The sequence below is a fragment of the Pseudomonas sp. P7548 genome, from assembly GCF_013386585.1.
Taxonomy (GTDB): Bacteria; Pseudomonadota; Gammaproteobacteria; order Pseudomonadales; family Pseudomonadaceae; genus Aquipseudomonas.
Map to the genome: position 1 here is coordinate 1 of NZ_JACARO010000056.1, position 22,152 is coordinate 22,152.

The 22,152-nt window shown below is 63.0% G+C and carries 21 protein-coding genes; 3 read left to right on the plus strand and 18 right to left on the minus strand.

The features are described from left to right. Nucleotides 1-69 precede the first annotated feature (69 nt). The 3 genes from HX803_RS21950 to HX803_RS21960 form a co-directional block, all read right to left on the minus strand. Nucleotides 70-549, minus strand: a complete 480-nt coding sequence (locus tag HX803_RS21950) for a GNAT family N-acetyltransferase (RefSeq protein WP_119742815.1) — start codon at nt 547-549, stop codon at nt 70-72. Between the two features lie 66 nt (nt 550-615). Continuing rightward, nucleotides 616-1,176, minus strand: coding sequence for a 4'-phosphopantetheinyl transferase superfamily protein (locus tag HX803_RS21955; protein ID WP_178923449.1), 561 nt, complete (start codon nt 1,174-1,176; stop codon nt 616-618). Nucleotides 1,177-1,178: 2 nt separating this feature from the next. After that, on the minus strand, nt 1,179-5,219 hold the full coding sequence (locus HX803_RS21960; protein ID WP_178923450.1) for a Pls/PosA family non-ribosomal peptide synthetase: 4,041 nt from the start codon (nt 5,217-5,219) through the stop codon (nt 1,179-1,181). Nucleotides 5,220-5,568: 349 nt separating this feature from the next. Here HX803_RS21960 and HX803_RS21965 point away from each other — a divergent pair, with 349 nt between their 5' ends. From HX803_RS21965 to HX803_RS21975, 3 genes are all read left to right on the plus strand, one after another. Beyond that, nucleotides 5,569-6,777, plus strand: coding sequence for an MFS transporter (locus tag HX803_RS21965; RefSeq protein WP_178923451.1), 1,209 nt, complete (start codon nt 5,569-5,571; stop codon nt 6,775-6,777). A 90-nt stretch (nt 6,778-6,867) separates the two neighbouring features. Then, entirely contained in the window at nt 6,868-7,209 is a 342-nt protein-coding gene (locus HX803_RS21970) for a hypothetical protein (protein WP_178923452.1), read from the plus strand. Between the two features lie 51 nt (nt 7,210-7,260). Further along, nucleotides 7,261-7,524 (plus strand): hypothetical protein, encoded by a 264-nt coding sequence (locus HX803_RS21975; RefSeq protein ID WP_178923453.1) that lies wholly within the window; start codon nt 7,261-7,263, stop codon nt 7,522-7,524. A 64-nt stretch (nt 7,525-7,588) separates the two neighbouring features. Here the strand turns inward: HX803_RS21975 and HX803_RS21980 are convergent, their stop codons facing one another. The 15 genes from HX803_RS21980 to fabF form a co-directional block, all read right to left on the minus strand. Next, complete coding sequence (locus HX803_RS21980; protein ID WP_178923454.1) at nt 7,589-8,317, minus strand: class I SAM-dependent methyltransferase; 729 nt, start codon at nt 8,315-8,317, stop codon at nt 7,589-7,591. A 135-nt stretch (nt 8,318-8,452) separates the two neighbouring features. After that, nucleotides 8,453-9,370, minus strand: a complete 918-nt coding sequence (locus HX803_RS21985) for a PfkB family carbohydrate kinase (protein WP_178923456.1) — start codon at nt 9,368-9,370, stop codon at nt 8,453-8,455. Next, complete coding sequence (locus tag HX803_RS21990) at nt 9,363-10,829, minus strand: cytosine permease (RefSeq protein ID WP_176997913.1); 1,467 nt, start codon at nt 10,827-10,829, stop codon at nt 9,363-9,365. The genes HX803_RS21985 and HX803_RS21990 overlap by 8 nt, the downstream gene beginning before the upstream one ends. A gap of 198 nt (nt 10,830-11,027) precedes the next feature. Further along, complete coding sequence (locus HX803_RS21995; RefSeq protein WP_178923458.1) at nt 11,028-12,029, minus strand: ADP-ribosylglycohydrolase family protein; 1,002 nt, start codon at nt 12,027-12,029, stop codon at nt 11,028-11,030. Further along, the gene (locus tag HX803_RS22000) at nt 12,026-12,739 is read right to left on the minus strand and encodes a GntR family transcriptional regulator (protein WP_178923460.1); all 714 of its coding nucleotides are present in this window, start codon (nt 12,737-12,739) and stop codon (nt 12,026-12,028) included. The genes HX803_RS21995 and HX803_RS22000 overlap by 4 nt, the downstream gene beginning before the upstream one ends. Nucleotides 12,740-12,809: 70 nt before the next feature. Further along, entirely contained in the window at nt 12,810-13,370 is a 561-nt protein-coding gene (locus HX803_RS22005; protein ID WP_176997916.1) for a DUF1285 domain-containing protein, read from the minus strand. 16 nt (nt 13,371-13,386) lie between these two features. After that, nucleotides 13,387-13,992 carry a DUF4823 domain-containing protein gene (locus HX803_RS22010; protein WP_178923462.1) on the minus strand — a complete coding sequence of 202 codons (606 nt, stop codon included), beginning with the start codon at nt 13,990-13,992 and terminating at the stop codon, nt 13,387-13,389. A 199-nt stretch (nt 13,993-14,191) separates the two neighbouring features. Continuing rightward, nucleotides 14,192-15,160 carry a GTP 3',8-cyclase MoaA gene (locus HX803_RS22015; RefSeq protein ID WP_178923464.1) on the minus strand — a complete coding sequence of 323 codons (969 nt, stop codon included), beginning with the start codon at nt 15,158-15,160 and terminating at the stop codon, nt 14,192-14,194. Between the two features lie 139 nt (nt 15,161-15,299). Further along, the gene (locus HX803_RS22020; RefSeq protein ID WP_178923466.1) at nt 15,300-15,968 is read right to left on the minus strand and encodes a TetR/AcrR family transcriptional regulator; all 669 of its coding nucleotides are present in this window, start codon (nt 15,966-15,968) and stop codon (nt 15,300-15,302) included. A 444-nt stretch (nt 15,969-16,412) separates the two neighbouring features. Then, nucleotides 16,413-17,198 (minus strand): TatD family hydrolase, encoded by a 786-nt coding sequence (locus HX803_RS22025; protein ID WP_178923468.1) that lies wholly within the window; start codon nt 17,196-17,198, stop codon nt 16,413-16,415. 64 nt (nt 17,199-17,262) lie between these two features. Next, a complete protein-coding gene (locus HX803_RS22030; protein ID WP_178923470.1) occupies nt 17,263-18,252 on the minus strand; it encodes a DNA polymerase III subunit delta' in 990 nt (329 codons plus the stop codon). After that, nucleotides 18,245-18,877, minus strand: a complete 633-nt coding sequence (gene tmk / locus HX803_RS22035; RefSeq protein ID WP_178923472.1) for a dTMP kinase — start codon at nt 18,875-18,877, stop codon at nt 18,245-18,247. The genes HX803_RS22030 and tmk overlap by 8 nt, the downstream gene beginning before the upstream one ends. A gap of 19 nt (nt 18,878-18,896) precedes the next feature. Next, nucleotides 18,897-20,042 (minus strand): endolytic transglycosylase MltG, encoded by a 1,146-nt coding sequence (mltG, locus tag HX803_RS22040; RefSeq protein WP_178923474.1) that lies wholly within the window; start codon nt 20,040-20,042, stop codon nt 18,897-18,899. A gap of 1 nt (nt 20,043) precedes the next feature. After that, the gene (pabC, locus tag HX803_RS22045) at nt 20,044-20,859 is read right to left on the minus strand and encodes an aminodeoxychorismate lyase (RefSeq protein WP_178923476.1); all 816 of its coding nucleotides are present in this window, start codon (nt 20,857-20,859) and stop codon (nt 20,044-20,046) included. Then, the gene (gene fabF / locus HX803_RS22050; RefSeq protein WP_176997924.1) at nt 20,859-22,103 is read right to left on the minus strand and encodes a beta-ketoacyl-ACP synthase II; all 1,245 of its coding nucleotides are present in this window, start codon (nt 22,101-22,103) and stop codon (nt 20,859-20,861) included. The genes pabC and fabF overlap by 1 nt, the downstream gene beginning before the upstream one ends. Nucleotides 22,104-22,152 lie beyond the last annotated feature (49 nt).

The window sequence follows — 22,152 nt, forward strand, 5'->3', positions numbered from 1 at the left end:
ACTGATACACCGCCTTCGCGAGCAAGCCCGCTCCCACAGGGGATTTACATTGTTCTCAGGGAGGTGGCTTCAGCCCTGGGCAAAATCGCGCAGCGCGTCGCCTTCCATGCGGTAGCGCACCCACTCTTCCTGTGGCTGGGCGCCGATGGATTTGTAGAAGGCAATCGCCGGTTCATTCCAGTCCAGCACGCTCCACTCGAAGCGTCCGCAGCCGTTGTCACAGGCAATCTTCGCCAGGTGGCGCAGCAGCTTCTTGCCAGCGCCGCCGCCGCGTTGCTCGGGGTTGATGTAGAGGTCTTCCAGGTACAGGCAGTTGCTGCCCAGCCAGGTGGAATAGCTGAAAAAGAACACTGCAAAACCGATCGGCAAACCGTCCCGCGAGCAGATCAGACCGTGGGCGGTGGCGCCCTCGCTGAACAGGCTGCGCTCGATATCCGCCACACTGGCGATCACTTCATGCCGGGCCTTTTCGTACTCGGCAAGCTCGGTGATGAAGGTCAGGATCTGCGCAGCATCGCTGGGCACGGCAGGGCGAATCTCGATGGTCATGGGCGAGCCTTGGGCAATTTCAAAGCTCACATACTAAGGCGCTTTGATGACCGATTGCAGCGCAATTTATGCGCGCAGCGCCAAGGCGCCGACCAGCCCTGCCGGCAACCCCACCTCGACGGTGCGACAGCCCCGCGCGGCCCGTGGCGACCACTCACCCAACCCTTGCCCCACGCACTTGAGCCGTGCCTCGCGCTCACACCAGGCACGCGTGAACAGGCGAGCGCGCTGGGCCTGGCTCGCGGCGCACAAGCGCGCCAGCACGTGCGGGCCCAGGTAGTCGCTGGTCACGCTTTGCCAGTCCGGGGTGTCCTGCACCGCCATCACGTCGATGCCGACCGGGCCATGCAAGTGCACCGCCGCCACCGAAAAATCGCCGTCGTGGCTGATGGAAAGCCCGGCGTCTTCATGCCCGGGCACACGAATCTGCGGGGCCTGGCCCGGTGACGAGTGAAAGCGGATGCGGTCCTGGGGCACATCGAGCGCCTGCAACAACGCCTCACTCAGTGCCTGGCGCACACGCGCCCGGGCGGCTTCGCGGGTCATGCCGGGCACGTGTCGCAAGCCGATCAACAACACACCGTCTTGCCAGCGCGGCCGTGTCTGCGGCCACATGAATACGTGCATCGCTACTCACCCCGCGCCGGCGCCGCCGGGCAGCCCACCCAACTGCTGGAGGCCGGAATGCACTCGCCTTTCATCACCAGCGTCAGCGGCCCGAGCCGTGCACCGTCACCCACTTCGGCGCTGTACAGCACCGCGCTGCGTGGCCCCATGTAGACCCGCTCACCGATCAGCACCTGGTCGATTTTCATCACACGGTCTTCAAACAGGTGCGTCTGCGGGCAGGCGCCGGCGTTCAGTTCGCTGTAATCGCCAAGGGTGACGCAGTCAAATTCGGTGATGTCGGTGGTGTCCATGTACACGCCTCGCCCAATGCGGCAGCCCAGGCCGCGAAAGGCCAGCGGCAGCCACGGCGTACCGCGCAGGTAACTCATGAAATTGGGCGCGGCCATGCCTTCGTAGAGGCTGGTGATGCCTTCGGACAACCACACAAACGGCGTCCACATGGCGGCTGAGCGTTTGCGATAGCGCCCCATCACCAGCCATTTCAGCGCCGCCACCAGCAGGTAGTTGCCCAGGCTGTAGGCCAGGCCGATCAGCGCCAGGTAGCCCAGCACGGCCCCCCAACGCTCGTCTTCAGCCACGGGCATCAAGTCGATCATCACGGTGTAGCCCACGGCGATCACGGTGGCGTGGGGCAGCACGATGCGCAGCCCTTCGATCGCGCCACGGGCCAGGCGGCGCCACAGAGACGGACGGAACGTGAGGTGGTCGGCATACCCACTGACTTGCTCACGCGCCGGCAGGTTGATCGGCGGCGAGCCCAGCCAGGTGTCGCCGTTGGCGATCTGCGCATTGGCTGGTGCGCGGGAATGCACGCCGATCAGCACGTTCTCGGGCAAGGTGGTGCCGTCGGGGATGTAGCTGCCATTGCCGACAAAACTGCGGTGCGACACCACCGTCGGCTGAATGCGCATCCAGCCGCCGTCCACCTGTTCGTCGCCGAGCATGACCGCGTCGGCGATGAAGGTTTCGTCGCCCAGGGTAAGCATGTCAGGGATCACGCCCTGGGCCGTGGAGATCTCCGCGTCGCGGCCCACTCGCGCGCCCAGCAGGCGATACCACAATGGCGCGTACACCGTGGCATACAGGCCCGACAGCACATTGAGGCTGGCTTCCTGAATGTGGCTCACCAACCATTTGCTGCAATACACCCGGCTGTGCACCGGGTAGTGGCCGGCCTTCAAGCGAGGCAACACGGCCCAGCGCAAGCCGGCCGAGACCAGCATCATCACTACGATCAGCACCGCAGCCGCAGGCAGCGCCAGGGCAAAGTAGCGCAACAATTGCAGGCTCACGTGCTGCTCCTGCAACAGCGGCAGAATGTGTTGCTCATCGAACCAGTCGATCAGGAAAAACGTCGGGAACACCGGGATGAAAAACAGCGTGGCGACCAGCAGGATACCGAACACGTAGAACAGGTTTTCCAGCGCCAGTTGCCCGCGACCGACCACAGGCCGAGGTGGCAAGCTGGCAGGGTCGAACGCGCCGATATCGGTCGCCGGCGAACCGCTCCAGATGCGCCCGGCCGGTACACGGCGGCCGTCGGCCAATGCCGATTGCCCTTGCAGGTGGCCACTGTGGCCGACGGCGGTGTTGCCTTCCAGAATGCTGTACGAACCCAGGCAGGCGTTGTCGTCGATCACCACCTGGCCCAGGTGCAATTGGCCGCGCTCGACCCGGGCGTTTTCCAGGCTGACGCCATTTCCGATGCTGACCTCATTGCCGATGTGCAGCAGGTCTGGCACCCGCACGCCCAGCGAGCCGATGTTGGCCTCGCGCCCGACCTTGGCCCCCAGTGCTCGCAGCCACAGGCCATACAGCGAAGAGCCGCTTAGCAGGTAGACCGGCGCCGACTCAACCATGCGCGATGCGGCCCACCAGCGAAAATAGGTCAGGCCCCACAACGGATAGACACCCGGTTTCAAGCGCCCGGCGATCAGCCATTTACCGGCGATGGCCAGCACGAACTGCAACAGCGTCGCCAGCAGGAACACGCCGATGGACGCCACCGTGGCCGTGGCCACCGAATCTCCGGGGCTGCCGGTGAGGTAGTGATAGGTAAAAAACGGCGCCAGCCACTGGCTCATGCGCAGGCACACCATGGCCGGTATCACCGCCGCCTGGGCCAGCCCGCAACGCCAGCGCGCCAGGGGCGAAGGCGGCGTCCAGGCGGCCTCCTGCACGGCAGGCTGTGGCGTGGTTTGCAGCACCTCAGCAATCGCACCGACGCGCCGTTGCTGATAGATATCGCGCACGGTGATGTGGGCAAAACGCTCGTCGGCACGCAAGGCCGAAGCCAGCCGCGCGGCAAAGAATGAGTGGCCGCCGAGGTCGCAAAAGAAGTCCGCGTCGCGACGGATCGGTTGGCCGGGGAAGAGTTTTTCCAAGGCGGCAAATAGGACGGTTTCGCCGGGATTTTCCGGGGTGTCTGACTCCAGGTTCGCGCCGCCGGTGTCTACGCCCAACGGCCGTGCCTTGAGGGCCTTGCGGTCGATTTTGCCGGAGGTCAGCCGGGGCATGCTGTCGAGCAATTCAAAACGACCCGGTACCATGTACGCCGGCAAGCGCGCCTGCAATGCCTTGCGCAACTGCGCGGGCAAGCCCTCGACCGCCACGCCGCCTTCCGGCACCAGGTAGGCAATCAACTGATCCATACCGCCGTCATTGCGCAGTAATACCGCGACGGTGCCGACGCCCGGCTGCTGGGCCAGCAAGGCCTCGATTTCGCCCAGCTCGACGCGAAAGCCACGGATCTTCACTTGGTCATCGGCGCGGCCCAGGCACATCACTTGGCCGTCGGCCTCGATACGCGCCAGGTCGCCGGTACGGTACAGGCGCTCATCGTAATAACCGGTGGACCACGGGTTGCTGATGAATTTTTCGCGGGTCAGGTCCGGCCGCCCCAGGTAGCCGTCGGCCAGGCCCGGGCCAATGATGCACAGCTCGCCGGTCTGCCCACGGCCCAACAAGGTCGGGGTAGCGCCCGGGGCCAGGTCGGCGTCGATCACCAGCAAACCGTAGTTGGGCAATGGCGTGCCGATGGTCACCGGGGTACCGGGCACCAAACGCGCCAGGCTGGCGGACACCGTGGCCTCGGTAGGCCCGTAGGTGTTGAAGATCTGCCGGCCGGGGCGGCTCCAGCGCTCCACCAGCGACTCGGGGCACATCTCGCCACCGAGGTTGATCAGGCGCAGGCTCGGCACCTCTTCACTGAACAGCGCCAGCAACGTAGGCACCGCGTGCAGCACGCTGATGCGCTGCTGGTTAAGCATGCGCGGCAAGGCTTCGGGGTCACCGGTGATGTCTTTGGGGCCGATCCACAAGGTGGCGCCCACCAGGTAGGCGATCCAGATTTCTTCAAACGACATGTCGAAGGCCACCGAGAAGCCCTGGTACACCCGGTCGCTGGCCTGGATGCCGAGAATCGCGTTCTCGCTGCGCAGGAAGTGGCAGATACTGCCCTGGGAAATCAGGATACCCTTGGGTTTGCCGGTGGAACCGGAGGTGTAGATGACGTAGGCCGGGTCTTCCGGCTTGGCGTTTGTGCGACGCAGCAACGGCGCATCGGTGGGCGCGAGCAACGCTTCGGCGGTCCAGGCGACCAGCCCGACACTGCGCAGCGCCGCAGCGTTGCTTTCGCAGCTCAACACGCCAACCGCCTGGGCATCGTCCATGCAGATCTGTAGGCGCTCCAGCGGTGTGTCCTGGTCCAGCGGCAACCACGCGGCCCCGGTCTTGGCGATGCCGGCCTGCATGACCAGCAGCTCCAGCCCGCGCGGCATCCACAGGCCGACGATTTGGCCCGGCGCCACACCCGCCTCAATTAACCGTGACGCCACGACACTGGCCTGGCGGTCCAGCTCGCCATAGCTGAGCTGGCGTTCGCCATCGATCAGCGCCACCTGATGTGGGTCGCGCCGCACCGTGGCCTCGAGCAGGTCGGCCAGCACTTCGTGACGCAACAATTCAGGCTGGAGGGGACCGTACAACACCTCTGTCGGTCGGGTGATAACGGGGTCTTTCAGCAAGGTCACAGTAGTCATGGCGGCAGTGTTCGCTGTGTGGGGTCAATCCGGCCAAGGCGCCGATTTGTAATGCTGCGTGTCCACTTGGTATCCGCCTCGATACATTCACAGGCGAACGAGGCCCTCAGGTTCTGCCTTGAAAGCGACAGATACCTCACGACCCGGATCACGCATCAGGACTATCGCAAAGGCCAGCTGTACGGCGGTTGAACAAACTCATTCGGCTTGACCACTGGTCTGGAGGCAAGGCAAACAGCGGCTTTACTCCGCCCCGGGCTAATGCTGAGACCAGTAACCCCACAACAAACCCCGGGTTCACCCGTGCTAAAAACTGGCGCCATACATCCAATAACCGCCAGGTTTGCCCATGCCCTCCGCTTCCACGTTCTCCCGGCGACACTTCGTGTTGTTCTGCCTGGCGAGTTTTTTGTTGTCTTTGTCTTACGGTTCGACGTTCCTGCTGTCGCTGCTGATCCACACACGCGGCGGCAACGAGCACGACGCCGGCAGCGTGATTTCCATGGCGATGCTGAGCACCTTTGTCGCGGTGCTGGTGTCGGGCCACTTGGCGGACTGGCTGGGCGCCGCGCGCTCGATTGCCGTGCTCGGCCTGTTGCTGGTGGTAGCGTGCCTGGGCTTTGCCCTGGTGCCGGGGTTTGGCGAAGGGATGATGGTGTTCGGCCTGGCGTTGGGGCTGGGCTGGGGGGTGTTCTATACCCTGGGGCCGATCATCGTGGCCTTGCTGGTAGAGCCCCAGCACCGCGCCCGGTACTTTGCGTTGCTGTCGGGCAGCATGATGAGCGGCATCGGTTCCGGCCCTTTGCTGGGGCGCGGGGCGAGCGCGCTGGGGTTGCCGTTGACGAGTGCGTTCCTGCTCGCAGCGTTCGCCAGCTTGGTTGGAATGGTGATGTTCTGGCGCTTGGGCGCACATCTCAAGGGACATGCCAATGCACCGGTGGCGCGGATTTCCTGGGCGGCGACGCGCCAGGTGCTGTCGTCCAAGGCCGCGTTTGCGATTGTCATGGTTGGCCTGGGTGGCTGTGTATTCGGTGGTTTGTCGTCGTTCCAGACCAGCTATGCGGCGGCCCGCTCGCTGGACTATTCGCTGTTCTTCCTGGGCTTTCTCAGCGCAGCGATCACCAGTCGCCTGCTGATTGCCGGGTTTGTGGTCAAGCGAGATGCCTATCGCGCGGCGTGCGTGTTGTCAGGCTTGATGGTGCTGTCGGTGGTGCTGTTCGGTTATGGGGTATCGGGCAGTGGCAGCTATTTGCTGGCGGCCGTGATCCTGGGAGTCGGGTATGGCCTGACGTATTCGGTGATCAACGGGTTAGTGGCCAATGAAGCACCGGCCGGCACCACGTCCCAGGCGTTGTTGCTGTTCAGCCTGGCGTATTTTGTAGGGGTGTTCGGCTTCCCTCTGCTGGCGGGCAAGCTCATCGTCGAGCACGGCCTGCCGACGCTGCTGGCGTGCGTGCTGGGGGTGGCGCTGTTCAACTGGTTCATCACGGTGGCGCGGCTGATCTGGCGCAGGCGTCTGTCGAACAGCGAGGCCTGTCACACAAAATCTTACAGGTGACCCAAGACCGTTCGTCGCCACCCAGGCACGAACCGCAAAGAGGGGCGGACCAATAAAGGGTAAGGACATCAACCCTATGGAGATACCCTCATGAAGCCTTCCACGTTTGCCGCCCTCGCCCTCACCGGCCTGCTGTCTGCCGCTTCCCTGAGCACTTTCGCCGCCACCTCGTCGACCGGCCCGACCAACCCGGCGACGTCAGAATCCCAGAAATCCATGGGCACCGGCCTGGACACCAACGGCGGTGCTGTCATCGATAACACCACCCCAGGTGCCCCAGGTGCCGACCCACGCACCCAGGGCCAGGACACCGGCCGTCAAAGCCCGCCCGCAGTGGGTAACGGCAAGATGGGCCCGGCGGTCAACCAGCCGAAGATCAACAAAGGCGATGACTCGAACATCCCGGGCGCGCCGAAACAACCTGCACCTTGATCCATCGCACGCACCACCGACACCCGATCATTTCCCAGTGAAGAGGTACGCATGAACGTCGATAGAAACCTTGAGAAAGAAGTCCTCACCCGCCTGCTGCACGCCCACCCCAATGGCCTGGGCAAGGAGGTGCTGGATAACTACCGCGGCGAAAAAGAGGTGGCCAGTGTCTTGGCATTCCTGCAAGACCGCGGGCTTATCAAGGATGGGCATGTGACCACCGACGATGCCGGTGAATATGCGCTGAACTTGCCGATCAAGCTGACCGCGTCCGGTGTGGATGAGGCGCGTAAGCTGGACGGTCAGGCAGGCTAAAGCCTTGCAGTAACCCCTGTGGGAGCTGGCTTGCCTGCTCCCACATTTTTACACCTGTGTTGGGTCAGCGTTGGGCGGCTACCAGTAGCATCATCGGCCGCTCCAGTTCTTCTGCAAGCTCGGGACGTGCGGCCAGGTCCGCGTCACTTGGGCCCCACTCGTTGACGTGGCTCAAGGTAAACCCCGCCTCGATCAACAGATTGAGCAAGGTCCCCAAGGTGCGGTGCTGTTTGATCACGCCCTCGGCCAGCCAGTGGGTCACCCGTGGCCCTTCCCGTTGATAGCCGTCCACCGGCCAACTCTTGCGCCCCTGTTCATCCACGAGCCAGCCTGGGTTGCGCGGCGCCATGAAGATCGGATGCTCGATGGAGAACACCAGGCGCCCGCCCGGGACCAATGCGCGATGAAGGCGCGCAAACAGCCCCTTGAGGTCGACGATGTAATGGAAGGCCAGGGAGCTGTAGGCGAGGTCGAATCTGGCGTCGGGCAGGTCAAGGTGTTCCAGGTCGGCAATCGCGTAGGTGATGGCGGTGGCCGAGGTCATCTCGGTGGCACGCGCCAACATCCTCGTTGAAACGTCCAGCCCCAGCACTTGGGCAGCGCCCTGCTCCTGCGCCCAACGGCTGAACCAGCCGTAGCCGCAGCCCAGGTCTACCACCCTCAAGCCAGGCATCGGCGGTAACAGGGACTGTAACGCAGGCCACTCAGGCGCGCCGGCAAGGCCCTCGACCGAACGGCCCATCTTGCTGTAGCCCTCGAAGAAAGCCGGTGTGTCGTAGATGTTCTGGGTCATGGCGCTGCTCCGTGCTGAGTGGCGCCTATTCTGCCAACTATCCACCCCTTTCTGTAGGAGCCGGCTTGCCGGCGATGGCGGTGCATCACGATAGACCGATATCGCCGGCAAGCCGGCTCCTACAGTGGCGGGTGATTATTCGGCGAGCAATGCGTCGACTTCAGCGGTGCCTGGGGAGGTGGCCGGGCCCCAGCGGGTGACAGCCAGGGCTGCAGCCGCGTTGGCACGGCGTGCCGCTTCGGCCGGTTGCAAGCCGTTGGCCAACCCGGCGAGGAACACGCCGGCATGGGCATCGCCCGCGCCGTTGCTGTCCACGGCCTTAACCTTGAAACCCGGCACATGTTCGGCCTTGCCCTGGCGGCTGATCCAGCAGCCATTCGGCCCGTCGCGTACCACCAGCAACGCTTCATCCGGCAGATGGCGATTGAGTTCGCCCAATGCATCCGCAACCGCGCCCGCGCCGGTAAATGCCAACGCTTCCGGGCCGTTGCTGGTCCAGATATCAATACGCGGCAGCAGCGCAATCATCAGCGCCGAATCCGGTGCCTTGACCAGCGGGCCCGGGTCGAACACCACGGTTATTTCACGCGGCAAGGCCAGCAGCCAATCGAGCAGCGCCTGGGCCTTGCCGTCCAACAACAGGCTGTAACCGCTGACGTACACGTAATCGTCAGCGCGCGGCGTCACGCCTGCCAAGTCGTCGGCGCTCAAGTCACCTTCGGCGCCGATATGGGAAATGAACGTTCGCTCGGTACTGGCTTCGGTGAGCGAGACGCACAAACCGGTGTCTTTGCCCTCGCTGGCGGGCTGGGCGATTTCCACGCCCTCGGCCTGCATCGCGGCGCGGGCCAGGTCGCCAAAACGACCGTTGCCATGACGCCCGAGGTAAACCACCGGCAAGCCATTGCGCCGGGCGGCGGCCATCACGTTGAAGCCGCCGCCGGCTTCGAAACTGGCCGATTGCGCCAGTACGTCGCCACCGGTTGCGGGCAAGGTGTCGAGGGCCATGACCAGGTCGACGATGACCTGGCCGGTGTGCAGCAATCTAGACATTGGGGCTCTCTACTAAAGCCGGGCGACGATCAGCGGCGCCGCCCAGTACGGCGTAAATCCCACCGGCGACCAAGAAGGTGACGATCCAGCCCAGGCCGTTGTGGCCCAGCCAGGAGTCGGACAATGGCCCGGCGAACCAGATATTTTCAGCGGTGGTGCCGATGGTGGTGAAGCTGAAGCCCAGCACGATCGCCACCGCCCAGGCGCCGAACGCACGCCATTCCACGCCGCCGCGATACCAGTAGGCGCTGCTTGGGGAGACATCCAGCAAGTCTTTGGGGCTGTAGTAATGGCGGTGAATCAGGTCGACCACAAAGATGCCGACCCACGCCGTGATCGGCACCGCCAGCAGCGAGATGAAGGTAATGAACGGGCCGTAGAAGCTGTCGGCGATCAGCATGAAGTAAATCGACCCGGCGAAGATCGCCACGATGTCGACGATCACCGCGTGCACACGCTTGACCTTGAGGCCCAGGGTCAAGGTGGTGAGGCCCGCCGAGTACACCGAGAGGTTGTTGGACAGCAGCAACCCGCCGAACGCTGTGATCAGATACGGCACGGCCATCCAGGTCGGCAGCATGTCGCGGATCGCGATGATCGGATCGGTGGCCGACGCCAGGTCGTTATTGCCCACCGACAGCAGGCCGCCTAGGGTGATCAGCAACACCAGCGGGATACCCGCACCAAACGCGGCCGACGCCACCAGGCGCACGGCCTTGACGCTGCGGTGCTGGTAGCGCGACATGTCGGCACCGGCGTTGGCCCAACCGATACCGGTGCCGGCAGCCATGGTGCCCACGCCGATGATCATCGCGCTCAACGGTGCCGGCGTGGCATTGAACACCGCGCTCCAGTCGATGGTGGCGCAGAGGAAACCACCCACCAAAATGTTCAAGGCGCCAAACACGTAGGTGGCCCACTTCTGGATCACCAGCAAGGTGGCATGGCCCAGGCCGGACACCGACAGGGTCAACAGCACGAAGATCGCGATGAAGATCAGGGTGAGTACCGGCGCACTTTTCGCCTCAACCGGCGAATGGAACAGGATCGAACACAACGACAGCAGCACGAACGCGGCGGTGGTGGTGTTGACGGTTTCCCAACCCAGGCGCGACATCAGCGAGACCAGGGTGGGGCCGATATTGCCGCGCACGCCGAAGATCGCCCGCGACAGCGTGAGGCTCGGCGCACGACCGCGACGCCCGGCGATGGAGATGATGCCCACCACCGCAAAGGAGCCTGCGGCACCGAGGATCGCCACGATGATCGCCTGCCAGATGGCCAGGCCACGAAACGCCACCAATGTCGCGCCCAGGGGCAAGCCGAGGATGCTGATATTGGCCGCGAACCACACCCAGAACAGTTGCAGCGGGTGGCCGTTGCACTCGCCTTCGGGGACCGGTTCTATGCCGCGTGTTTCCAATTGCCCGGCGCTTTGGCCGGAAGAGGTGCTGCTCATGAGAGGGTGCTCCTGGTGCCTGTATTGTTGTGGTTGTGGCAGAGAATCAAAGCGAAACTTTTATTCGGTCTCCATGACTCGACACGATCGAATGTGGGAGCGGGCTTGCTCGCGAAAGCAGTGGGTCGGCCAACTGATGTGCCACCTGACACATCGCCTTCGCGAGCAAGCCCGCTCCCACATGTTTGCCTACGGCGCTTATCGCAGTTTCAGCAGCCCTTGGACCAGCGGCTGCAACTCCAGGCCATTGACCTGCTTGACCTGTTCGATCAGCGCCTCGGGCCAGCACTGCAGGCCCAGGCACGCGCCCAACATCGCACCGAGAATGGCGGCGATGGTGTCGGTGTCACCGCCGAGGCTGGCGGCCAGGCACAGGGCCTCGAAAGCATTCATCTCACCCACCGCCACTTGCTGCGCGAGGGCAAACGACACCACCACCGACTCCTGGGAGGCGACGGAGGTGCCGATCAATTCGTAGAGCAAGTCGGCGAACAAGGCTTTGTCGCCACTGCCGACGCTCAAGGTGCGCGCCCAACTGATGCGGGTGGAAATGCGCCCACCAGCGATCCAGTGGCCGTGGTTTTCCGCCTGCTGGGCGATCTGCACACCGATGTTCAGGGCTTCACCAAGGTCGGTGCCGTTGATGCCGGCCGAGACCACTGCCGCCACAGCAGCAGCGCTGGAAATGCCGAGGCTGGTGTTGTGGGTGACCTGACAGGCCTGGATCACCGCCTGGATGAAGTGCGCCGGGTCGCTGACGTCGGCCGCGATCCCCACGGGGGTGATGCGCATGGCCGCGCCGTTGGTGGTGCCATAACGCCCGGATTCTTCAGGCGTGTGGCCAGCAAGGATCATGTCGATGGCACGCTTGGTCGACGGCCCGAGCAAATCCTGGGAGCCTTTGGCGCGCATCACCGCCTCCCACTCGATCAGGCGCTGGGCCAGTACTGTGGGCTCGATCTTGCCGTGGCCTTCCACCAGCAACTCGCCGACCAGGATTGCCTGTTCGGTGTCGTCGGTGATCGAGCCGGCGGGCATGTTCGGCGCAATCGGTTGGTCGGCATCGGCGTCTTCCAGGCCGGTGATGGCACCGAAGCGAGCCCTGACTTGCTCGCGGCTCAGGGACTGGGTGGGCATCCCCAGGGCATCGCCCAGCGCCAGGCCGTAAAAGGCGCCGAGTGCGCGAATATCCGGGGTCATTTCAAGGCTCCAAACTGCAGGTGCAGGCGAAAGTGCAAGGGATCGAGCAAGCTCTCGACGTACTCCATGAAGCGCTCGCGACGGTCGTAGGTGGTGCGCGAGGCTTTGAGAAACACGGTGCCGACAGGTCGGCCGAGCAACTCGGCGTCTTCGTCGCTCAGGGGCTCGGCGCCGATCCATTGGTCGCCCTCGGCACCGACGTAACCGTAGGCTGCCAGGGTGATGGTCAGGGAGTTATCGATCAGGCCCACACGCGGCAGGCTTTCCAGGCCTCCCGCGGCAGGCATCAGTGAACGTTCGAGGGACACGGCGACGCCATCGGTGGTGCGCCGGCGACGATCCAGAGCGATGAACTGGTCGCTGCCGAAACGGCTGACCAGGTCCGGCCGGGTGACCGCTTCCAGGCGCAGGATGTCGGTGGTCACCCGTGCGCCGGTGTCGGCCAGGGCCTGGGCCCAGCCGCTGCGTTGGTCAAGCACCATGCCGTCAAAGGTGACGATGGAGCCGACGCCGCTCTGAGTCGCGATGTAGTTGCGACGCTTGAGCTCGGCCAGGGCTTCGCGCAGGGTGCCGCGGCTGACCGCGAACTCCTCGGCCAGTTGATGCTCGCCCGGCAGCAGGAAACCGTCGGCCATCACCCCACCCTCGATACGGCGGATGAGCTCGTCGACGACGCGTTTTTTCTTATCAAATCGAACATGTCTAATCATGTACAAATTGATAACCGAAAGCACCCGATGGCAGCAAGCGAATTATTTCAGGAAGATGAAAAAAACCGCCTCAGGGCTCCAGGCCAATGGGGAAAAATTCCCCGCCGCTCCAGACGCCCAGCCAGTTCTGACCGTTGATCGGACGGCTCACCGCCAGCTCCACCAATTGGTAGAACGCGTTGCGGTGCACGAGAGCTTCAAGGTTGGTGCGCACCCGCAGGTAAGGCGCAGGTTCCTGGGTGACAGGGTCGATCACCACCCGCAGCGGGTGTTCGAGGCCGGCCTCGATCTGATCGTCGACGTTGGTGGTAAAGCGCAGGACCTGGCTTTCGCCCTGGCCTTCGACTTCGAGGGTGACCGCGACAAACGGCGCATCATCGACGGTGATCCCGACTTTTTCCACCGGGGTCACCAGGAAATACTCATCGCCGTCGCGGCGGATGATGTTGGAGAACAACTTGACCATCGGTTTGCGGCCAATCGGCGTGCCCTGATAGAACCAGGTGCCGTCGCGGGCGATGCGCATGTCGATGTTGCCGCAGAAATCCGGGTTCCACAGGTGCACCGGCGCCGGTCCCTTGCCCTTGGGCAGTTGGGCCAACAGGTCGTTGGCCTTGGCGGAATCGGTCATGCGGGTCTCCTTTGAATTACTGGTCACTCATCCCCAGCAGGCTGCGTGCGTATTGCGCCAGCGGGCGGGCGATCAGGTCTTGAGGCTTGTTGTCGTGGAACGTCAGTAAACCGCCACGGCTGCGAATGCGCACAGTATCAATCAAATACTGGGTGCTGGTCTCGATCAGCATGACCTGAATCACGCCACTGTCCAGGCCAACGCGGTCCAGGGCTTGCTGGTCGGTCCACTCGTCGGCATTGCCGATGCGGTCATCGGCTGCCGCAAAGCGGCAGTACAACAGGTAGTGCGCACCGGCCGCACGGGCTTCGGACATCGCCTGTTCAAGGCCCTCGGTCTGGCGGGCGCGACGCACCATGGGGAAATACTCGACGAAACCGTTGAAGGCTTCCTCGGCCACCACGTTGGGACGCGGGTAGGCGCTGCCCGGCGGTACAAAGGCGCCTTGGGCGATAAAGATGAACGAGTCGGGCTGCACGCGGATCGAGGCGCTACGGCGTGTATCACTGTGGTCCAGCAGCCCGGCGTCACTCATCTGATAACGGGTGCCTTCGGCCATATCGCTGACGGTCATGCAACCACTCAGCGTCAACGACGCCAGCAACAACACCAGACTACGCATCCTAATCCTCCAGAAGCCGGTGACGGAAAACCGGCGAATGGGCGTGAGATGCAGAATCCAGGCCATTCATCGCAATGGCGAACATCTGTAGGAGCCGGCTTGCCTGCGATGCAAGCACCTCGGTGTATCAGTCACACCGAGTTGATGCAATCGCAGGCAAGCCAGCTCCCATACAAGCCAGCGCCTACAAGGGATGGGGTCAGCCGCCGATGATCTTCATGATGGTGGCACCGCCAGAGAAGGCGACTTCCTGCTTGTCGCCCAGGGCCTTCATCAGCAAACCTTGCAGTGCTGGAAGCGCCTGGTGGCGGGGCTTGTCCAGCAAGTCGCCGATGTAGTGACGGTTACTCGACGACAGGCAGCCATGCAGCCAGCCGGTGGAGGACAGCCGCAGCCGTGAACAGGTCCGGCAAAACGGTACACTTTCATTGGCGATCACGCCGAAGAAGCCTTTACCCGGGACCTCGTAACGCACGGCGGTGGCGTCCACCGGGGCGTTGGCTTGCAGGTATTCGTGGTGTTCGCCGATCAAGCTGAGCAATTGCTGCAAGCTGACAAACTGCTGCAGGAACGCGTTGGAGTCCTTGGCCAAGTGGCCCATGCGCATCAGCTCGATGAAGCGCAACTCGTAACCGCGCGCCAGGCAGTAGTCGAGCAACGGCATGACCTGGTCAAGGTTCTGCCCGCGCAACGGCACCATGTTTACTTTGATCTTGAGGCCGGCAGCGCTGGCCTGGTCCATACCGTCGAGCACGGTGGCGAGGTCGCCGCCCCGGGCGATGCTGCGGAAAGCGTCCGCGTCGAGGGTGTCGAGGGAAACGTTGATGCGCCGGATACCCGCCTCCACCAGCAGCGGCAACTTGCGCGCCAGGAGCTGGCCATTGGTGGTCAGGCTGATATCACTGAGCCCCATCTGCCCCACCGCGCCCATAAAGGCTTCCAGCTTGGGACTGACCAGTGGCTCGCCCCCGGTGATGCGCAGGCGGTCGATGCCCGCCGCTTCGATCAGGTAAGCCACGCCACGGGCCATGGCCTCGGCCGAGAGTTCGTCCTGGGCAGCCACCAGCCGCTTGCCGTTAGGCACGCAGTAGGTACACGCGTAATTGCAGGCTGAGGTCAGGCTGATTCGCAAATTGCGAAAACGCCTGCCTTGACGATCAACGATCATGGATCACTCCGGCAGAGGATAATGGGGGCGCGCTAAAAACTGACTCATAAATCAGCTTTTAGCAAGATCCTTGCCTGAGTATATTCCTGGGACACTGCGCCTGGCAGTAAATCATTAGGCCATCACTGTGGCGAATGACTTATACAGCAGGGGTTTCGCCGCCCTTGGAATCCGGGTTTGGCAGATCAGCGCTGTGCTTGCGCTTGTTGCCCATGCGCACGCCGATGTCCATCAGGAATTGGAAGAAACCTTCCTGATCTTCCAGCACATTGCTCCAGAACGGCGAGTGGTACAGCGCCACGGCGCCATGCACCAGCGCCCATGCGGCGCAGTAGTGGAAATACGGTGGCACGTCTTCAAGCTTGCCTTCGGTGATTCGGCCTTTGATCAGCAAGGTCAGGCGTTCGAAGTTCGAGGCACGGATCTTGTGCAACTCCTCGACCATCTCCGGCACCTGGTGGCCCTTGACCACCTTCTCTTCCAGGCGGTCGAACAGGCGGTAGCGCTGCGGGTCGCGCATGCGGAACTCGAAATAGGCCCGGGACAGGGCTTCCTTGTCCTTGTCGACATCGGCCGAATGCAACAGCTCGTTCAAATCACGCTCGTAGTCGAGCATCAGGCGCAGGTAAATTTCGGCCTTGGATTTGAAGTGCTTGTAGATCGTGCCTTTGCCGATACCCACGGCATCCGCAATCATCTCGACGGTGACGCTGTCTTCACCTTGTTCGAGGAACAGCTTGAGTGCTGTGTCGAGAATTTCCTGCTCACGGCGGCGAAACTCACGGACCTTACGGGGTTCTTTTTGCATGAGGAAGAGGTCTGCAGAGGTCAATGTGGGAGGGCTGCGCAGGGCCACGGATACGTGGCGATACGATTTACCCAGTGCGAGGGATTATCCCGACTGAACAGTCGTTGGGCAATGTCTATGTGAACCCGTTATGCACTTAACTTTCAATGTGCCAACGATTTCATCGTTATCAGTCAGAAACAATACGCAATATATACACCTGTGCACTGGCTTGATGAGAACTCAAGCGAAGCGCGCGTATTCCAAATCTGTTTAAAAAACGATCAGATGCGACTGGACTGAATGGGATACTGATCAATACTTCAATTGTCGGCGTGGCATCTCCCCCAAGTGACGCGTCGACCTGGGTACCGACGGACTGTGTGCCCTTGTTTTACTCCTAATGGTCTTAGCCCGGATTCACCCCCCAGAACCCGGGTTTTTTTTGCCTGCGATTTGGCCTCGTCAGCCGACAACATGCGCCAGCGGGAACAGGCGCTTGAAGTTCTCGGTGGTCTGTTCGGCGAAGCGCTCGTAGGACTCACCCCGCAGCATTGCCAGATAATCGGCCACGTCACGTACGTATTCCGGCAGGTTCGGTTTGCCGCGATGGGGGATCGGCGCCAGGTACGGCGAATCGGTTTCGACCAGCAAACGGTCGGCCGGCACTTGGCGCGCCACATCACGCAGGGCATCGGCATTGCGAAAGGTGACGATCCCCGACAGCGAAATGTAGAACCCCAGGTCCAGGGCCGCCTTGGCCATCTCCCAATCCTCAGTGAAGCAATGCAGCACGCCGGCCTGGGGCAACGCGGCTTCGCGCAGCAATGCCAGGGTATCAACGCGGGCGCCACGGGTATGCACGATGACCGGCTTGCCGGTCTGCTGGGCGGCTTGCAGGTGCAGGCGGAAAGACGCCTGCTGCAACTCGGCGGCTTCGGGTTCGTAGTGGTAGTCCAGGCCGGTTTCCCCGATAGCCACCACGCGCGGGTGGTTGAGCTCAGCCAGCAACCAGTCGAGGGCCGGGGCTTCGCCAGGCTTGAGGTCCAGCGGGTGGATACCCACCGAGCAATCCACATCGGCATAACGCTCGGCCAGGGCCTTGACGTCGGCGGCGTTCTCGGCGCTCACGCCGATGCACAGGAAGTGCCCTACTCCACGACCGCGCGCCGCTTCAAGGGCTGCGTCAAGGGAGCCGGCGTGCTGGGCAAGGTCGAGGCGGTCAAGGTGGCAATGGGAATCTACGAGCATAGGAAAAAGACAACTTGGTTCACGGAAAAGGTCTGACCGACAATACACCCGTCGGCCACGGAAATTAACGGCGGCCGAGCAGCCCGACCCATTGTACCAACAGCGCTTCAAGCAACAGCACGCGGTTGAGGTTGGCCTTGCCCAGGACTTTCTGGCGCTGGGCGAGGATCCAGTCCTGGATGGCCAGCACCTTGTCCTGGGCGCTCTTCTGCGCCAGGTACTGCACGACCTTGCGCATGTCCGGCAGGCCCAGCCCGCTTTCGTCCTGGGTCAACTGGTAGCGCAGGATCAGGCTTGACCAGTCGCAGAACCAGTCGAACAGCAGCAACAACGGGATGTCCTTCCAGGCGCCTTCGGCCAGTTGGGTCGCGGACTGTTCCTGCTTGAGCAGCTTCTTGACGCCGTCCACCACCAGGGCACGCTGTTCACGCACACCTTGGGCCTGAAGCTTCACGGCAGCCAGCGGCGAACCTGCGGCCAGGGTCAACAGCTCGACACGTTCATCTTCGGAACAGTCCGGCAACGCCTTCGCCAGCCACTGCAAGCTCATGGCCTGGCTAGGCAGCGGGCACGCCTGCTGCACGCAACGGCTGCGGATCGTCGGCAGCAAACGGCTGGATTGGTGACTGACCAGCAGCAACACGGTATCGCCGGACGGTTCTTCCAGACTCTTGAGCAGGGCATTGGCGGCGTTGATGTTCATTGCCTCCACCGGCTCGATCAGCACGACCTTGCGCCCGCCCATCTGTGCGGTCTGCACCACGAAACTGACGAGATCACGTACCTGATCGACCTTGATCGCCTTGTCGGCCTCTTCAGGCTCCAGCAGGTAGTTGTCCGGGTGGCTGCCGGCCTTGAGCAGCAGGCACGACTTGCACTCGCCGCAGGCTTCCAGGTTGACCGGTTTCTGGCACAGCAGGCTGGCCATCAGGCGTTCGGCCAGGTCGCGCTTGCCAATACCGATGGGGCCATGCAGCAAGTAGGCATGGGCGTGCTGGGCACGGCCGGCCAATTGCTGCCAGAGGCCTTCCTGCCACGGGTAGGCTTCAGCCACGGGCACGCTCCAGCAGGGTGGGCAACAGGGCATCGATGGCGTGCTGCACCTGGGCCAGCGGTTGGGCGGCATCCAGCAGGTAGTAGCGCGCAGGCTCGGCCGCGGCACGTTTGAGGAACGCGGTGCGTACTGCGTCGAAGAAAGCCTGGCCTTCGAGCTCGAAGCGGTCCAGGCGACCCCGGGCGCTGGCGCGGGCCAGGCCGACTTCAACCGGCAAGTCGAAGACCAGGGTCAGGTCAGGGCGCAGGTCGCCTTGAACGAAGGTTTCGAGCGTGGCGATGCGCTCCAGGGACAGGCCCCGTCCACCGCCCTGGTAGGCATAGGTGGAATCGGTGAAGCGGTCGCAGATCACCACGGCACCCCGCGCCAGGGCTGGGCGAATCACCTCGGCCAGGTGCTGGGCACGGGCTGCGAACACCAGCAGCAACTCGGTGTCCGGGTTCATCTGCTCTTCACCCGGCGCCAGCAGCACCTCGCGGATACGCTCGGCCAGCGGCGTGCCGCCGGGCTCGCGGGTCAACACCACTTCGATTCCTTCGGCGCGCAAGCGCTCGGCGAGGTAATCGCGGTTGGTGCTTTTGCCGGCGCCTTCCGGGCCTTCCAGGGTCATAAACAAGCCAGTCACAGGCAGTCCTTAGTCAGAATTATTGCGGGCTTTGCGGCGCGGCCGTATCCGGCGCAGGATCGGCCGGCGTTTCTACCGGCGCTTGCGCTGGCGCATCGGCCGCTGGCGTTGCGTCTTGCGCAGGCTTCACTACGGGTGCAGGGCTGGAGCGGTAGTCGGCGCGGCGCTTGAGCTGGAACTCGCGCACAGCGGCATTATGCGCATCCAGGTCGTCAGAAAAAATATGGCTGCCATCGCCACGGGCAACAAAATACAGGCTGCTGCCTGGCACCGGGTTCAGCGCCGCATGGATAGCCTCGCGACCGACCATGGCAATGGGTGTCGGCGGCAGGCCGGCCACCATGTAGGTGTTGTAGGGGTTGGCTTCCTTCAGGTGAGCGCGGGTCAACTTGCCGTTGTAGCGCTCACCCAGGCCGTAGATCACGGTCGGGTCGGTCTGCAGCAGCATGCCGATCTTCATGCGTCGCACAAACACCCCGGCAATCTGCCCGCGCTCTTCGGGCACGCCGGTTTCTTTCTCGACCAGGGAGGCCATGATCAGGGCTTGGTAAGGGTCGGTGTACGGCGCATCGGCAGCGCGCTTGCTCCACTCTTGGGCGAGCACATCGTCGAGGCGGTTGTAGGCTTTTTTCAGGAACTCGACATCGGTCATGCCGCGCACAAAGCGGTAAGTGTCGGGGAAGAATCGCCCTTCGGGGAATACGCCGGGGTGACCCAGCTTGTCCATCACTTCGCTGTCCGTCAGGCCCGAGAGGGTTTGCACGATCTTTTCATGCTTGGCCAACGCCGAACGCACCTGGCGGAAGTTCCAGCCTTCCACCAGGGTAAGGCTGTATTGCACCACTTCGCCGCGCTGCCACAGGCCGATCAGGCCTTGGGCGGTGAGGCCCGGCGTCATGCGGTATTCGCCACTGTGCAATGGCTGGCCATCGAGGTTGAAACGCCAGTACAGGCGCAGCCAGAACGCATCATCGAGCACGCCATCGGCTTCAAGGCGATTGAACGTGCCGGTTGGGGTGGCCCCTGCCGGTACATCGAGCAATTGTTCCTGGGGCAGGTTCAAGGGCTGCTTCAAGGCAGAGTCAAGCTTCCAGGCCGAAAAGCCCAGCAGCAAGCCCGCCGAGACCAGGCCGATCTGCAGCAGTAAAACCAGTTTTCGTATCAACTCAAATATCCAATAGCGCGCGAACAATGCCCTGCAGTTTACGGGTGAGCGGCCCAACCGACCAGCTCATCGCAGCGCACTCGCGCACCGGCCAAATGCCATAAACGCTGTTGCACATGAACACTTCATCCGCCTGCTGCAACTGCTCCAGGCTGATGTCGGCCACGGCCACGGGGACTCCCAGGGCATGTGCCTGGGCCAGAATCTCGGCGCGCATCACGCCAGCCACGCCGCAACGCGTCAGATCAGCGGTTAGTAACAAGCCGTTGCGCACCAGGAACAGGTTGCTGAACACGCCTTCAATGACACGATCGGACCTATCCAGCATCAAGCCTTCGGCATGCTCGGCGTCCTGCCATTCGGCGCGGGCGATCACCTGCTCCAGGCGGTTGAGGTGCTTGAGACCGGCCAGCAGGGGCTGTTCGGCCAAGCGGGTCGCGCACGGAAACAGGCGGATGCCGTCGGCTCCGTGGGCAGGGGGATAGGTTGCGGGCGGACTGCCCTGCAAAATGCGGCGCACTGGTGCGCCAGGGTTGGCGCCATACCCGCGCTGGCTGTCGCCACGGGTGAGGATCAGCTTGAGTACACCGCTGCCCAGGGTTGCGGCGTAGGCCAGCACTTCACTGCGGATCAACCCGTGATCCGCAGTGAAGGCAAGCCGCCTGCATCCTTCTTCGAGGCGATGCAGGTGGCGGTCGAGCAGCACAGGCTGCCCGGCCTTGACGGCAATGGTCTCGAACAGACCATCACCGTATGCCAGGCCACGATCTTTCAGGGGCACGCTGTCCGCTGGCTGACCGTCGACCCAGCTGTGCATCACTCGGCGAACCGGCGGAACACCAGGGAACCGTTGGTGCCACCAAAGCCGAACGAGTTGGACAACACCACGTCGATTGGCATTGGCTGGGCTTCGTGCGGCACGAAGTTCAGGTCGCAGCCTTCATCCGGCTCATCAAGGTTGATGGTCGGCGGAGCGACCTGATCCTTGATGGCCATGACACTGAAGATCGCCTCGACCGCGCCCGCCGCACCCAACAGGTGACCGGTCATGGACTTGGTGGAGCTGACCGCCAGCTTGTAGGCATGCTCACCGAACACCGACTTGATGGCCTCGGCTTCCGCCAGGTCGCCCGTTGGGGTCGAGGTGCCATGGGCGTTGATGTACTGAACCTGGTTGGCGTTGACCTTCGCATCGCGCAAGGCGTTGGAGATGCAACGCGCCGCGCCGGCACCGTCGGACGGTGGCGAGGTCATGTGGTAGGCGTCACCGCTCATGCCAAAGCCGATCAGCTCGGCGTAGATCGTGGCACCACGCGCCTTGGCGTGCTCCAGCTCTTCGAGTACCAGGGCGCCGGCGCCGTCGGACAAGACGAAACCGTCACGGCCTTTGTCCCAGGGGCGGCTGGCGCGGGTCGGTTCGTCGTTGCGGGTCGACAATGCACGGGATGCACCGAAGCCACCCATGCCCAGGCCGCAGGCCGCCATCTCGGCGCCACCGGCGATCATCACGTCGGCCTCGTCGTAGGCGATGTTGCGCGCCGCCATGCCGATGCAGTGCGTACCCGTGGTACATGCCGTGGCAATGGCGTAGTTAGGCCCCTGTGCGCCCAAGTGGATCGACAGGAAACCGGAAATCATGTTGATGATCGAGCCCGGTACGAAGAACGGTGAAATTCGACGGGGGCCGGAATCATGCAGCGTGCGACTGGTTTCTTCGATATTGGTCAGGCCGCCAATACCCGAACCCATGGCCACGCCGATGCGGTCACGGTTGGCGTCGGTGACTTCCAGGCCGGCATTGCGCACCGCCTGAAAACCGGCTGCCAGGCCGTATTGAATGAACAGGTCGAGTTTGCGGGATTCCTTGACCGAGAGATATTCCTCGACATTGAAACCCTTTACCGAGCCGCCAAAACGGGTGGAATAGGCAGAAAGGTCCGTGTGTTCAATCAGACCAATACCACTGTGGCCAGCCAGAATGCCCTGCCAACTGCTCGGCACATCCGTACCCAGTGGCGACAACATACCCATACCGGTGACTACGACGCGTCTACGCGACACAGCACTCTCCTTTTTCTAATGACGACACTTTGCTATAGAGCTAAAGAAA